11 protein-coding genes are annotated in these 14034 nt (G+C 73.8%); 4 read left to right on the plus strand and 7 right to left on the minus strand.

Going from position 1 to position 14034, the window contains the following annotated elements; all coding sequences use genetic code 11:
* Both AB0O36_RS15460 and AB0O36_RS15465 read right to left on the minus strand, forming a co-directional pair.
* On the minus strand, nt 1–2412 hold a 2412-nt coding region (locus AB0O36_RS15460; protein ID WP_365109580.1), incomplete at its 3' end, for an SNF2-related protein.
* 161 nt (nt 2413–2573) lie between these two features.
* Nucleotides 2574–4076, minus strand: a complete 1503-nt coding sequence (locus AB0O36_RS15465; protein WP_365109583.1) for a helix-turn-helix transcriptional regulator — start codon at nt 4074–4076, stop codon at nt 2574–2576.
* Nucleotides 4077–4268: 192 nt separating this feature from the next.
* On the opposite strand from AB0O36_RS15465, the gene AB0O36_RS15470 reads away from it, so the two are divergent.
* Both AB0O36_RS15470 and AB0O36_RS15475 read left to right on the plus strand, forming a co-directional pair.
* Nucleotides 4269–4886 carry a hypothetical protein gene (locus AB0O36_RS15470; protein ID WP_365109586.1) on the plus strand — a complete coding sequence of 206 codons (618 nt, stop codon included), beginning with the start codon at nt 4269–4271 and terminating at the stop codon, nt 4884–4886.
* Nucleotides 4887–5011: 125 nt separating this feature from the next.
* On the plus strand, nt 5012–5275 hold the full coding sequence (locus AB0O36_RS15475; RefSeq protein WP_365109589.1) for a DUF6343 family protein: 264 nt from the start codon (nt 5012–5014) through the stop codon (nt 5273–5275).
* 39 nt (nt 5276–5314) lie between these two features.
* Here the strand turns inward: AB0O36_RS15475 and AB0O36_RS15480 are convergent, their stop codons facing one another.
* The 4 genes from AB0O36_RS15480 to rpsA all read right to left on the minus strand — a co-directional run bounded on the left by AB0O36_RS15480 (nt 5315) and on the right by rpsA (nt 9240).
* Entirely contained in the window at nt 5315–5647 is a 333-nt protein-coding gene (locus tag AB0O36_RS15480; RefSeq protein ID WP_365110109.1) for a tetratricopeptide repeat protein, read from the minus strand.
* A gap of 239 nt (nt 5648–5886) precedes the next feature.
* Complete coding sequence (gene coaE, locus AB0O36_RS15485; RefSeq protein ID WP_365109592.1) at nt 5887–6495, minus strand: dephospho-CoA kinase; 609 nt, start codon at nt 6493–6495, stop codon at nt 5887–5889.
* Nucleotides 6496–6526: 31 nt separating this feature from the next.
* Nucleotides 6527–7465 (minus strand): PAC2 family protein, encoded by a 939-nt coding sequence (locus tag AB0O36_RS15490; protein ID WP_365109595.1) that lies wholly within the window; start codon nt 7463–7465, stop codon nt 6527–6529.
* Between the two features lie 272 nt (nt 7466–7737).
* Entirely contained in the window at nt 7738–9240 is a 1503-nt protein-coding gene (gene rpsA, locus AB0O36_RS15495) for a 30S ribosomal protein S1 (protein ID WP_365109598.1), read from the minus strand.
* 343 nt (nt 9241–9583) lie between these two features.
* Between rpsA and AB0O36_RS15500 the strand changes: the two genes are divergently transcribed.
* Both AB0O36_RS15500 and hrpB read left to right on the plus strand, forming a co-directional pair.
* Nucleotides 9584–10435 (plus strand): class I SAM-dependent methyltransferase, encoded by an 852-nt coding sequence (locus AB0O36_RS15500; RefSeq protein WP_365109601.1) that lies wholly within the window; start codon nt 9584–9586, stop codon nt 10433–10435.
* An 11-nt stretch (nt 10436–10446) separates the two neighbouring features.
* Complete coding sequence (gene hrpB, locus AB0O36_RS15505) at nt 10447–13056, plus strand: ATP-dependent helicase HrpB (RefSeq protein ID WP_365109604.1); 2610 nt, start codon at nt 10447–10449, stop codon at nt 13054–13056.
* Here hrpB and AB0O36_RS15510 read toward each other — a convergent pair.
* Complete coding sequence (locus AB0O36_RS15510) at nt 13043–14023, minus strand: DUF3068 domain-containing protein (protein WP_365109606.1); 981 nt, start codon at nt 14021–14023, stop codon at nt 13043–13045. The genes hrpB and AB0O36_RS15510 overlap by 14 nt on opposite strands.
* Nucleotides 14024–14034 lie beyond the last annotated feature (11 nt).

Raw genomic sequence — 14034 nt, forward strand, 5'->3', positions numbered from 1 at the left:
GTCCAGCAGCGCCAGCTTCCCCGAACGGTGCGGGATACGGGGCCGCTCCTCCTTCAGGAACTGCGCCGGATGGTTGCAGATCTGCTTCAGCGAGGCCAGCAGCTTCATGATCATCCCGCGGCGTTCGATGCCCTCACTGCCCTCGATCACCGCCATGGCCTCGTCCACCGCCGCCTGGTACAAGGACGCCTGCTCACGGGTGAGCGACACGGGATGGTCCGTCTCGGTCTTCGGCGGAAGCTCCGGAGCGATCCCCGGGTCGGACTTCCGCCGCCGCAGCAGGAACGGCCGCACCAGCGCCGCGAGACGGGCCACCGCCTCCTCGTTCCCCCCGTCCTCCTGCTGCTGCTGTTCCACGGCCCGCGCATGCCGTGCCCGGAACGCGGTGAGCGGCCCGAGCAGCCCGGGGGTGGTCCAGTCGAGCAGGGCCCACAGCTCGGAAAGGTTGTTCTCCACGGGTGTGCCGGTCAGGGCGACGCGGGCGGGGGCCGGGATGGTGCGCAGTGCCCTGGCCGTCGCCGAGTGCGGGTTCTTGATGTGCTGCGCCTCGTCCGCGACGACCATCCCCCAGCTCTGGCCGGCCAGCCGTGCGGCGCCGGCGCGCATCGTCCCGTACGTGGTGAGGACGAAACCGCCGGTGAGTCCGGACAGGGTGCGGCCGGCCCCGTGGTAGCGGCGGACCGGGACTCCGGGCGCGAACTTCTCGATCTCCCGCTGCCAGTTGCCGAGCAGCGAGGCCGGGCAGACGACGAGGGTCGGCGCGGCGTGGTTCCGGTGCAGGTGGAGCGCGATCAGCGTGACGGTCTTGCCCAGACCCATGTCGTCGGCGAGGCAGCCGCCGAGCCCGAGTGAGGTCATCCGGTCCAGCCACGCCAGTCCGCGCGCCTGGTAGTCCCGCAGGGCAGCCTTGAGACCGGCCGGCTGCGGCAGCGGGTCGAGTTCGCCGGTGAGCCGGTCACGGAGCGCAGCCAGCGCCCCCACCGGCACGGCCGGCACCGGATCGGGTTCTCCGGGCACCTCCACGGCACCACCCAGGGCGACGGCCAGCGCGTCCACCGGTTCCAGCAGACCCAGCTCACGCCGGCGTGCCTTGCGCACGAGCTCCGGGTCCACCCGCACCCACTGGTCCCGCAGCCGCACCACCGGACGGTGCGCCTGGGCCAGCGCGTCCATCTCGCCCGGAGTGAGCCGGTCGCCGCCCAGAGCCAGCTCCCACGAGAAGGCGAACAGCCCGGCGGCGTCGAAGAAGGCGGTGCCGTCGGTGGCGGAACCGGGTGCCGGCCGCACCACCGCGGTCGCGGTCAGCGTACGGGCGAGCTCCCGCGGCCAGTGCACCACGACCCCGGCACGCGCCAGCCGCGTGGCCGCCACCCCGAGGAGGTCCTCCAGTTCGGGATCGGAAAGCGCCAGCAGGTCGGGCACCGGCTGATCGAGCAGCCGCAGCAGCGGCGGCCAGGTCCGCCCCGCCCGCCGCAGCGCGAGCACGGCATCGATCCGCGCACGCGGACCGAAACCCGCCCCGGCGCTCCCCGCCCACAGCCGTGCCGCGTCGGTGACGAGCGTCGGATCGGCCAGGCTGTGCACCTGCACCACGGCGGCACCCGCGCGACGCGTGTCCTCCTCCCCCGGCTCCGGCGCGTCGAACAGCCGGTACGAGGAAAGGTCGAGGCGCAGCGAGATCCCCACCCCCGCATCCGACCCGGCCGCCACCTGTGCCGCCCACTCCTCCATGCCGGGAACCCGCTGCGGCTCGACCGCGGCAAAGGGCCGCCCGACGGCGAAGGGAGCAGCCGGGGTGCGGGGCAGGCAATCGGCGACGGCATCGAGGAAGGCCCTGACCAGCGCCTCCGGCTCGGGCAGCCGAAGGGGCCGCCCGGGCAGCGGTGCGGCGTACCCCTCGAACGGCAGCGCTGCGGCAACGGCGCGCAGGTACGCGACGTCCCCCGCGTCCAGCGGGCCCGCCCGCCAGGCGTCGTAACCCTCCGGTGTGAGGCCGGGCAGCAGCCGCCCGCGGGCGGCGAGCGCCAGCGCCTGCCGGGCAGCGGTCCCCCAGCAGCGCGTCGCCGGGTGGGCGCCGGGATCCTGCGGTGCTCCGGCGAGCACGCTCAGCGCATCACCGACGCCGAGTACGACGGCGGCCACCTCACGGCCCCGCACCCCGGCCGCACCGTGCGGCCGGACCACGGTCAGCGGCTCCGGCGTACCGGGCCCGTCGGGCCAGGGCTCCCCGTCGGGCGACCAGAAGGCGACCCGCCCCTGCCTCGGCACCGCTGCGGGCAGGAACACGGCGGCCCGGCGCCGCAGCGGGGCACCGGCCGCGGCCCATCCGGTCGGCTGCGGACCCGCCGGCTTGCCCGACACCGACGGAGGAGAGGAGCGCGCCGGCGAAGCCGCACCGAATGCGTCGTTCATCGCGGGCCCTCCTTTCCGGTGGACGGCGGAGCCGACGGTCCCGGTCGGCCCTCACCTCATCGGCGACACGTCGGCCGCCACTCTCTGCGAGTCTAGATCCGCCCACTGACAACGCCTCTGACCTGTGCAATCACCCCACGAGGCCACACCCGTGACGGCCGTCAACCGCGGGACCAGCGGCCGAGCTCAGCGGCATAGCCGTACTGCGGGCGGCCGCCGGAGGCGCTGGTGCGAAGGGGCCTGCCGTCGTCGTCGATCCGGGTCAGGCCCGCACCGGCCGGGCCGGTCCAGCGGACCTCGGCGTACCACTCGCAGTCGCAGCCCGACGCCGCAGCCTCGATCCGCAGGACGACCGGGTCTCCGGCCGACACCCTCAGGGGGAAGGCGGGCGCCGGAATGGCATTCTCGCCGTCGTGTCCGGCCGCCGGCCGCGCCACCGGCCGAGGGGCGTCCAGGTTCACGGTGAAGGCGGCCGGAGTGAGCGCGCCACCGCATCCCGGCGACATCAGATGCACGTTCCACGGCAGCGGCGCGCGCCGGGCCGTGACCCGTACGTCGATGCCCTGGACGACGATCGCCCCGCTGCCGGTGCCGTGCAGGGTGGCCTCGACGATCTGCCGCCCGGCGTGCACGGCCCCCTGGGACTTGGCCCAGGAAGGGGCGTCGGCCTCGACGGGCGGCGGCGGTACGGATCCGGGGTTCCGGTCGATCAGATACGCATGGTCACAGCCGTTCGCCCAGACGTGCGACCGAACGGCCGTGCGCAGCCGCGCCTCGCCGCCGGCCGCGGGCGAGGAGGGCTCCCTGCCCTTCGCGGGCGCGGTGGAGGTGCCCGAGGTCGGGCCGGGGACGGGGCCGCCCGATGCGGACGCGCTCGGCCCGGAGTCGGGACCGGAGCCGGTGGCCGGGCTCGGTTCCCCGCTGCCGCTCGGACTCGGGCCCGGGGTCGGAACGCCCGTCCGCGCCCCGCCCGCTCCCCCGCCGGTGCCCGCCCGCGCGGAGGAGGTGGCCGTACGGCCGCCGGCTGCCCGGTCGGCACCGTCCCGGCCCGGGGGTCCGGCCATGGCCAGGCCGGTGGCGGCCAGTACGACGGCCGCAACGCCGACGACGGCACCCGCCACGGCCCGGCGTCCGCGGTACCACCGCGCTTCCCGCCCCTCGGCCCCGTCAGCCGCCTCGGGTCCGGCGGCCAGGGCCACGGCGGGCTCCGCTGCCTCTCCCGGCTGCGGCCCGGGCGGGGGCCCCGACGCGGGCCCCGACGCGTCGGCCGGCACCGGCCGGTCGGCCGAATCCGGTCCCGGCACCACATCCGCATGCGCATGCGCATCCGCTTCCGCCGCCGGGCCCGACCCGCCGACCGCCAGCCCTTCGCGCTCCCCGCCGCGCGGCGTCGCCCGGCGCCGCGCGTCCGCGAGCAGCCAGGCCCGGTGCAGTTCCAGGGCCTCCGACTGGGTGGCACCGCACGCTCGGGCGAAGCGGTCCACCACCGCGAACTCGGCAGGAAGGGCCTCGCCCTTGCAGTACCGGTGCAGGGTGGACGTACTCGTATGCAGCGTGCGCGCGAGCACCCCGTAGCTCAGCCCGGACCGCTCCTTCAATCCCCGCAACAGCCGTGCGAACCGCTCCGGCTCGCCCGCGCCGGCCGTTCCACCGATCCCTTCCACCGTGCTCTCCCCCCGCTCCCCGTCCCGCGGCACCGTTCCACCCCCGGGACGTTCCCCCAGGTGAAAGCGCCAACTGCCGTTCCAGTGTCCCGGATGCGACGCGTTCCGTCGCCCACCGCCCCGGCCCTGGGGAAAGCTGTTCTCGCTCCGGTACGACACCGGGCCGAACTCATGACAACGGGGAGAACGACCATGCTCAAGCGCGTCACCGCCACCCTCACCGCCGCACTCGCCGCGGCCGCCGCCCTGGCCCTGACCACGTCCACGACCGCCACCGCCACCGCCGCACCCACCGCCCCCGGCTTCGTCATCGGCAAGGACCTGCCGCCCCACCCCGGCTCCGCCTGGTCCACCGGCAAGGTCACCAAGGGCCTGCCGGAGTGGCCGGTGTTCTGCGTGGCGGGAGCGATCCCGAAGACGAACTCCTGGCACCGCACCTTCGGTACCGACCTCGACACCGGCGCCCTGCAGATCTCCGTCCGCGCCGCCTCCGACGCGGCGGCCGCCAAGCTGGCCGCCGCCCTGGAGAAGAAGGTGGCCGGCTGCGCCGCGGACTGGCTGCGGGCCCACCCGGGCGGCACCGCCTCCTGGCAGGACTACGGCAAGATCAAGGTGGAGGAGGGTGCCCGCGTCTACGGCGTGCACACCTCCATCCCTGAGTCCGAGCCGGGCGTGAACCTCTTCGGCATCGGCCGTGACGGCTCCACCGTGACCGTCGTGCAGTGGGGACAGATGGGCCACCTGTCGGACGCGCCGGTCCCGGCCTTCAAGAAGACGACGACCACCGCGGTCAACAAGCTCAACCCGTGATCCCATGATCCCGTGACCCGGTGATCCCGCCCCGGTGATCCCGTGATCAGGTGATCCTGTGATCCCCCTGGCTCCACGGTCCGGTGGGACCATGGAGCCGGGGGCCGCTCCGGGAGGCGAGGCCCATGCGTACCGGGAGCGAGCCCGTGACCGCACGCAGTCCGCTGCGACTGCGGTTCTGGCTCGGACTGTGGGGGCTGCTCTGGTCCGTCGGCGGGACGGTCCTCTTCTCGCTGGCCGACCACCCGGGCTGGGCCGCCGCCTTCGCGGTGCTGTCCGTGATCGTGGTCGTCGACCTGGGCGTGGTCGTCCACCACATCCACCAGGGCCCGCACTACCAGCCGGGCCCCGACGTCCCACCGTACGAACCCCCGCGCGCCCGGAGCTGATCCGGGAACCGGCCGCGGGGTGACCACCGGAAGCGGCACTCAGCCTTCGAAGGCCGCCGCCTCCAGGTACTCCGGCTTCGGGTCCAGGGCGGCGGCCAGCCGGAAGTGCTTGCGCGCGGGTCCGGGCCGGCCGGCCCGCTGGTGGGTGCGGGCGAGCGCGAAGTGGGCGAACGCGTTGTCCGGCTCCCGCTCCAGCACCAGCTCGAACTCCAGCTCGGCGGGCCGCAGCTGCGCCGCCGCGAAGAAGGCGCGGGCGCGCAGCAGACGGGCGGCGGTGTTCTCAGGGTGCGCGGCTATGACCGAGTCGAGCAGCCGTACGGCGCCCCGCGGGTCCCGGGCGGCCAGCAGCTGCTCGGCGGCTCGGTAGTCGATGACGTGCGTCTCCGGGCTGGCCGACGTACCGCGCCCATCGCGCGACGGGTCGTTCGAGGACTGATCCGGGCTTGGCTTCGACACGATCTGACCCTTCCCTCTGCCTGCGGCCACCGCCGGCGGCCACCCCTGCCTACACCGCTGTCGCTGCGTACGGCATACCCCTGCCCACCGTGGGTTCAACGGTTCCACACCGCCGCAATTCCATGCACACGTCAGAGACAGGGGAGGCATCGGCATCAGCCGCCCGCGGCACCCGCCCGCGCGGTCAGCTCCTCCCACACCTCGCGCACCCGCGGAGCCAGTGCCTCCAGCGGTCCGTCGTTGTCGATCACGAGGGTGGCGACGGCCAGTCGCTGCTCCCTCGTGGCCTGTGCCGCCATCCGGGCCCGCGCCTCGGCCTCGGCCATCCCGCGCGGTCCCGTGAGCCGGGCGAGCTGCGTGGCCGGTGCCGCGTCCACCACGACCACCAGGTCGTACAGCGGTGCCAGCCCGTTCTCCGCGAGCAGCGGTACGTCGTGCACGACGATGGCGTCGCGCCCCGCGGCGGCCTCCAGCTCGGCCGAGCGGGCCCCCACCAGCGGATGGACGATCGCGTTCAGTACGGCCAGCTTCGCGGGGTCGGCGAACACGATCGAACCCAGCCCGGGCCGGTCCAGGGTGCCTTCCGGGGTCAGTACGGACTCCCCGAACGCCTCGACCACGGCCCGCAGCCCCGGTGTCCCCGGTTCCACGACCTCCCGCGCGATCCTGTCCGCATCGACGATGACCGCCCCGTACCCGGCCAGCAGCCGAGAGACCTCGCTCTTGCCGGCACCGATTCCGCCCGTCAGGCCCACCTTCAGCATGGGCGAAGACTAACCCCCGGCCCCCGGGCCCCTACGCGTCGCCCTCGCGCTCCGCGAGGAACCGCTCGAACTCGCGCCCGAGCTCTTCGGCGGAGGGGATGTCCGCCGGCTCCGCGATCATGTTCCCCCGGGTCTCGGCCCCCGCGGCCGCGTCGTACTGGTGCTCCAGGCCCTGCACCAGCGCCACGAGCTCCTCGTCGCCCTCGCGGATCTGGCGGTCGATCTCCGTCTGGGTGCGGTGCGCCTCGGTGCGCAGCGCGTGCGCGACGCCGGGAAGCACCAGCCCGGTGGCGGCGGTGATGGCCTCCAGGGCGGTCAGGGCCGCGTCCGGGTAGGGGGAGCGTGCGACGTAGTGCGGGACGTGTGCGGCGACGCCGAGCACGTCGTGACCGGCCTGGGCGAGCCGGTACTCCAGCAGCGACTCGGCGCTGCCGGGCACCTGGGCCTCGTCGAAGGGGCTGCGGTGGCCGGGCATCAGGTCGGTGCGGTTGCCGTGCGGGGTGATGCCGACCGGCCGGGTGTGCGGGACGCCCATCGGGATCCCGTGGAAGTTCACGGACAGGCGGACGCCGAGCCGCTCGACGATCTGCCGGACGGCGAGCGCGAACCGCTCCCACTCGACGTCCGGTTCGGGCCCGGACAGCAGCAGGAAGGGCGCTCCGGTGGCGTCCTGGACGAGCCGGACGTCCAGGCTGGGCGCGTCGAAGTCGGTCCAGCGGTCCCGCTTGAAGGTCAGCAGCGGGCGGCGCGCCCGGTAGTCGACGAGCCGGTCGGCGTCGAACCGCGCGACGACCTGGTGCGGCAGGGTGTCCAACAGCCGCTCGACGATCTGCTCGCCGGTCTCACCGGCATCGATGTACCCCTCGAAGTGGTAGAGCATGACCAGCCCGGCCGAGTCCTGCGCGAGCGCCAGGTCGACCACAGCCAGGCCCTTCGCGTCCCACTCGTACAAACCCTGGGGATCCAGCACCGTCACCACTCCTCCTCGACGCGTTCTCTGATCCAGAACGCCCGGAAGGGCGGCAACCATTCCCCGGTTGACACGACCGACAGGAAAACGCCATCTCCGCAGGCGGACGGCGGGCCGAACCCGTCACGTCCGCCACCGCCACGTCCACCACCCGCATCCGCCCGGAAATGGTGGAAGGCCCGCCCCCCGAAGGGGACGGGCCTTACCGTTTCAGCTCTGCTCACGCCCGGCTCACGGCCGGTTCACGGCCGAGGGCGTGATGCGCACTGCGATCAGCTCTGGCCGCCGGCCAGCTTCTCGCGGAGCGCGGCCAGGGCCTCGTCCGACGCCAGGGCGCCGGAGGTGTCGTCCGACTCCGAGGAGTACGAACCACCCGAGACGTTGCCCGCACCGGCGGCCGGAGCGGCGTCGCCACCCTCGGCGGCGGCAGCGGCGTCGGCCTCGCGGCTCTTGATGACCTGAGCCTGGTGCTGCTCGAAGCGGACCTGCGCCTCGGCGTACTGGCGCTCCCACTCCTCGCGCTGCTTCTCGAAGCCCTCGAGCCAGTCGTTGGTCTCCGGGTCGAAGCCCTCGGGGTAGATGTAGTTGCCCTGGTCGTCGTAGGACGCGGCCATGCCGTACAGGGTCGGGTCGAACTCGACCGACGCCGGGTCGGCACCGAAGGACTCGTTGGCCTGCTTGAGGGACAGCGAGATCCGGCGACGCTCGAGGTCGATGTCGATGACCTTGACGAAGATCTCGTCGTTGACCTGGACGACCTGCTCCGGGATCTCCACGTGGCGCTCGGCCAGCTCGGAGATGTGGACCAGACCCTCGATGCCCTCGTCCACGCGGACGAACGCACCGAACGGAACCAGCTTCGTGACCTTACCCGGGACGACCTGGCCGATCTGGTGGGTACGGGCGAACTGCTGCCACGGGTCTTCCTGGGTCGCCTTCAGCGACAGGGAGACGCGCTCGCGGTCCATGTCCACGTCGAGGACCTCGACGGTGACTTCCTGACCGACCTCGACGACCTCGGACGGGTGGTCGATGTGCTTCCAGGACAGCTCGGAGACGTGGACGAGACCGTCGACGCCACCCAGGTCCACGAAGGCACCGAAGTTGACGATCGAGGAAACGACGCCGGAGCGGACCTGACCCTTCTGCAGGGTGGTGAGGAACGTCTGGCGGACCTCGGACTGGGTCTGCTCGAGCCAGGCGCGGCGGGACAGGACCACGTTGTTGCGGTTCTTGTCCAGCTCGATGATCTTCGCCTCGAGCTCCTTGCCCACGTAGGGCTGGAGGTCGCGGACACGGCGCATCTCGACCAGGGAGGCCGGGAGGAAGCCGCGGAGGCCGATGTCGAGGATGAGACCACCCTTGACGACCTCGATGACGGTACCGGTGACGATGCCGTCTTCTTCCTTGATCTTCTCGATGGTGCCCCAGGCACGCTCGTACTGGGCGCGCTTCTTCGAGAGGATCAGGCGGCCTTCCTTGTCCTCCTTCTGGAGGACGAGGGCCTCGATCTCGTCGCCGACCTTGACGACCTCGTTCGGGTCGACGTCGTGCTTGATCGAGAGCTCGCGGCTCGGGATGACGCCTTCGGTCTTGTAACCGATGTCGAGCAGGACCTCGTCCCGGTCGACCTTCACGATGACGCCGTCGACGATGTCGCCGTCGTTGAAGTACTTGATCGTCTCGTCGATCGCGGCGAGGAAGGCTTCCTCGTTACCGATGTCGTTGACCGCAACCTGCGGAGTGGTGGCGGTGGTCTCGGTGCTGCTCGTCATGTGGGAAAGGGCTCCGGTTACGGACAGAAGGTCGTAGGTACTGCAACGCCGGGAGCCCTTATCGCCTCTGATACGCCGGACAGCCAAGGAGACCCCGATGCCGGCCGGAAAGCACGGCGGGGGCCTCGAAAACCGAGGGGACTGCAACAGATGCGAGCGCAGCCTGCTAGGTCTGAGGAGCACAGGCTCGCAGCGCAACTTGTAGCATACGGGGGCAGCCGGACAGGGTCAATGCGCGAAGGCGCACAGCGGGGGCGGATCATCGCATACCCGGCACAACTCGTTGGTGTGCGACCGCCGCTGCCCCTCCGGAGCTGTTCCGCAGACTACGACGATGGGCCCCATGAACCAAGAGGACTACGACCCCGAAGACGCGTACGAGGCACTTCCCGACGTGTACGAGGACGCCGAGGCCACCCGGCGTGACGCGGGGGACGCGGAGAGCAGCCGGGCCAGCCGCGGCTGGTGGGACCGCAATGCCGACGAGTACCAGAGCGAGCACGGAGCGTTCCTCGGCGACGACCGGTTCGTCTGGGGACCCGAGGGGCTCGACGAGGCCGACGCCGCCCTGCTCGGCCCGCGCGGGGACCTCCGCGGCAAGGACGTGCTGGAGATCGGCGCCGGCGCGGCCCAGTGCGCCCGCTGGCTGGCGGCGCAGGGAGCCCGCGCGGTCGCCCTCGACCTCTCTCACCGCCAGCTCCAGCACGCCCTGCGCATCGACGGCGGCGCGGTCCCGCTGGTGGAGGCGGACGCAGCGGCGCTGCCCTTCCTCGACGGCTCCTTCGACCTGGCCTGCTCGGCTTACGGGGCGGTGCCCTTCGTCGCCGACCCGGTGAACGTGATGCGCGAGGTACGCCGGGTGCTGCGGCCCGGCGGCCGCTGGGTCTTCTCCGTCACCCACCCCATCCGCTGGGCGTTCCCCGACGAGCCCGGCCCCGAGGGCCTGTCCGTCTCCGCCTCCTACTTCGACCGCACGCCCTACGTGGAGCAGGACGAGCAGGGCCGCGCGGTCTACGTGGAGCACCACCGGACGATCGGCGACCGGGTCCGCGACGTGGTCGCGGGCGGGTTCCGGCTGGTCGACCTGGTGGAGCCGGAGTGGCCGGCCTGGAACGGCCAGGAGTGGGGCGGCTGGTCCCCGCTGCGCGGCAACCTGATCCCCGGCACGGCGATCTTCGTGTGCGAGCGGGACTGAGGGAAGCGACCGTGCCGCGCACCTCGGCCCTGGAGGCCCTTCCCGTACGTTCCGCCCTGCCGGCCCTCACGGGCGCACTGGACGCGCACGGCACCGCGGTGCTGTGCGCCCCGCCCGGCACCGGCAAGACCACCCTGGTGCCGCTGGTCCTGGCCGGGCTCACCGGCGGCGGCCCGCGGCGGCGGGTGGTGGTGGCCGAGCCCCGGCGGATCGCGGCCCGGGCGGCGGCCCGCCGGATGGCCTGGCTGCTCGGCGAGCCGGTCGGCGCCTCGGTCGGCTTCACCGTGCGCGGGGAACGCGTCGTCGGCCCGGACTGCGCGGTCGAGGTGGTCACCACCGGCGTCCTGCTCCAGCGCCTGCAGCGGGACCCGGAGCTCTCCGGCACGGACGTGGTGGTCCTCGACGAGTGCCACGAGCGGCACCTGGACGCCGACACGACCGCGGCCTTCCTGCTGGACGTACGGGAGACCCTGCGCCCGGAGCTGCAGCTGGTCGCGGCGTCCGCGACCACCGATGCGGAGGGCTGGGCGCGGCTGCTCGGCGGCGCGCCGGTGGTGGAGGCGGCGGGGGTCTCGCACCCGGTCGAGGTGGTGTGGGCGCCGCCGGCCCGGCCGGTGCGGCCGCCGCACGGGATGCGGGTGGATCCTGCCCTTCTGACGCACGTGGCCTCGGTGACCCGGCGGGCGCTCGCGGAGCGGTCGGGCGACGTGCTGGTGTTCCTGCCGGGCGTCGGGGAGATCGCCCGGGTGGCCGGGCAGCTGGCCGGGGTGGACGCGGAGGTGCTGCAGATCCACGGGCGGGCCCCGGCCGCGGTGCAGGACTCCGTGCTGGCGGGCGGCACCGGCCGGCGGCGGATCGTGCTGGCGACGGCCGTGGCGGAGTCCTCGCTGACGGTGCCGGGCGTACGGGTCGTGGTGGACGCGGGTCTGGCCCGCGAGCCGCGGGTGGACCACGCGCGGGGGCTGGGCTCGCTGACGACCGTACGGGCGTCCCGCGCGGCGGCCCGGCAGCGGGCGGGCCGGGCCGGGCGGGAGGCGCCGGGCGCGGTCTACCGCTGCTGGCCGCAGGCCGAACACGGCCGCCTGCCGGCCTTCCCCTCCCCCGAGATACGGATCGCCGACCTGGCCGCGTTTGCGCTGCAGGCGGCGTGCTGGGGTGACCCGGACGCGTCGGGCCTGGCGCTGCTGGACCCGCCGCCCGCCGGGGCGATGGCGGCCGCGCGGGAGGTCCTGGCTGCGGTCGGTGCCGTCGACGTCTCGGGCCGGGCCACGGAGCGCGGGCTGCGGATGTCCCGGCTGGGCCTGCACCCGCGGCTGGCCCGCGCCCTGCTGGACGGGCCGCCGGGGGCGGCGGAGGTGGTGGCGCTGCTGAGCGAGGAGCCGCCGCGGGAGTACGGCGACGACCTGGCGGCCGCGTGGCGCACGGCCCGCCGGGGCGGTGACGCGTACGCGGCCCGCTGGCGCACCGAGTCCGCCCGGCTGCGGCGCGCGCTGGCCGCCCCCGCGGGGGCGGACCGGCCGGGGGCGCGGGGAGCGGAGCGGCCGGCCGCGACGGACCCGCAGGTACGACGCGGCGGCGTCGGGGAACGGTCCTCGTCCGCACCCGCGTCCGCATCCGGGTCCGCATTCGCGCCCGGGGCCTCGCCCGACGACACCACCGCCGGGCTCGTCGCCGCCCTGGCCTTCCCCGAGCGGGTGGCCCGGGCCAGGGGCGAGGGCGCGTACCTCATGGCCAACGGGACGGGGGCGGCGCTGGGTGACGGATCGGGGCTGCGCAGGGCGCCCTGGCTGGCCGTCACCGTCGCCGACCGGCCCGCGCACTCGGCCTCCGCGCGGATCCTGCTGGGTGCCGTGATCGACGAGTCGACGGCGCGCGAGGCCGCCGCGCACCTGCTGGCCTCCGGGGAGGAGGTCCACTGGGAGGACGGTGACGTCGTCGCCCGCGAGGTCGAGCGCCTGGGAGCGGTCGAGCTGACCGTGCGCCCGCTGCGCGAGCCCGATCCGGGGCTGGTGCGCGAGGCGCTGCTGGATGGCCTGCGCCGCGAGGGGCTCGGACTGCTGCGCTGGACGGCGGACGCGCACGCACTCCGCGCCCGCCTGGGCTTCCTGCACCGCACGCTGGGCGGCGACTGGCCCGGCGTAGGGGACGGGGAACTGCTGGAGCGGGCCGGAGAGTGGCTGGAGCCGGAGCTGTCCCGGGCCCGGCGCCGTGCCGACCTCGGCCGGATCGACGCGGCACAGGCGCTGACCCGGCTGCTGCCGTGGGCCACCGGCGAGGCGGTCCGGCTCGACGAACTCGCCCCCGAGCGGATCGAGGTGCCGTCCGGTTCCCGGATCCGCGTGGACTACTCCGCGGAGCAGCCGGTGCTGGCGGTGAAGCTGCAGGAGCTGTTCGGGCTGGCCGAGACCCCGCGGCTGGCCGGTGTGCCGGTGCTCGTGCACCTGCTGTCGCCGGCCGGGCGGCCGGCCGCGGTGACCGCGGACCTGGCCTCCTTCTGGCGGGAGGGCTACCGGGCCGTCCGCGCCGAGCTGCGCGGACGCTATCCGAAGCACCCCTGGCCGGAGGATCCGGCGACGGCCGAGCCCACCCGGCACACCAACGCCCGGCTCAGGCGGGGTTGACCCCGGGGGCCGGGGAGCCGCGCCGGCCGCGCGCCTCCAGCCACAGGGCAAGTCCGAAGAGGAGGAGTCCGGTGACGGTGAGGCCGATCGGCGCGTAGGTGTGCAGGGCGAGCACCTTGGTGCGGTTCGCGGAGACCAGGTCCACGGTGTGCCGGATGTAGTCCTCGCGCATCTTCACGTGCCCGGAGAACGCGGTGAGCTTGCCGCCCTCCGCGGCGGCGGCGATGCCCCCGCGCATCTCCTGTTCCATGATCTGCTCGCCGTTGACGGGCGCCCCGGTGACCGGGTCGACCCAGAACATCCGCTTGGCCGTGTACCAGAGGGTGGTGCCGGTGGTGGCCTCGATGGTCGCCGGGTCGATGCCCTCGATCGGCATCTTCTTGGGCATGGGGACCTTGGTCCACGGCACGGTCTGCTCGAAGTAGTAGACGTCCATGCCGCGGAACTTCCGCGGGCCCACGTAGTGGATGGGCGAGGAGGTGCGGGTCTGGGCGTCGAAGTAGAGGTAGTCGCGGGGCTCGGTGAAGAAGGGGAACTTGAACTCGATGCCCTCGCGCTTGACCGGGTCCCCGTCGACCATCTCCCCGGTGGCGTGCACGGGTGCCTGGGTGTGCGCGTCGAAGATGTACCGCTCGGGGATCCGGGACACCATCTTCCCGTCGGGGCCCGCGACGTAGGAGAGGGCGTCCCAGACGACCACGTCCCTGCCGGCGTCGGCCTCTATCTCGCGGGACGCCTCCACGTTGCCCTTGAGGGTCTGGACGATGGTGACCTTGTCGACCTTCTTGGGCTGCATGCCGCCGGCGTAGTCGAGCAGGGTCGCGTCCCTGGCCTCCAGGACGACCTCCTGGTACTGGTTCGGCGGGATCTTGGCGAGCCGCGGGTACGCGTACCAGCGCAGCAGCGGTGCCAGGGCGGTGCAGAACACCGCGAGGGCGAGGAGGACGAGGCCGGCTCTGCGTCGCACGGTCGGTGGCC

Origin of the sequence: Streptomyces sp. NPDC089799, assembly GCF_040684755.1 — a bacterium.
Classification (GTDB): Bacteria; Actinomycetota; Actinomycetes; order Streptomycetales; family Streptomycetaceae; genus Streptomyces.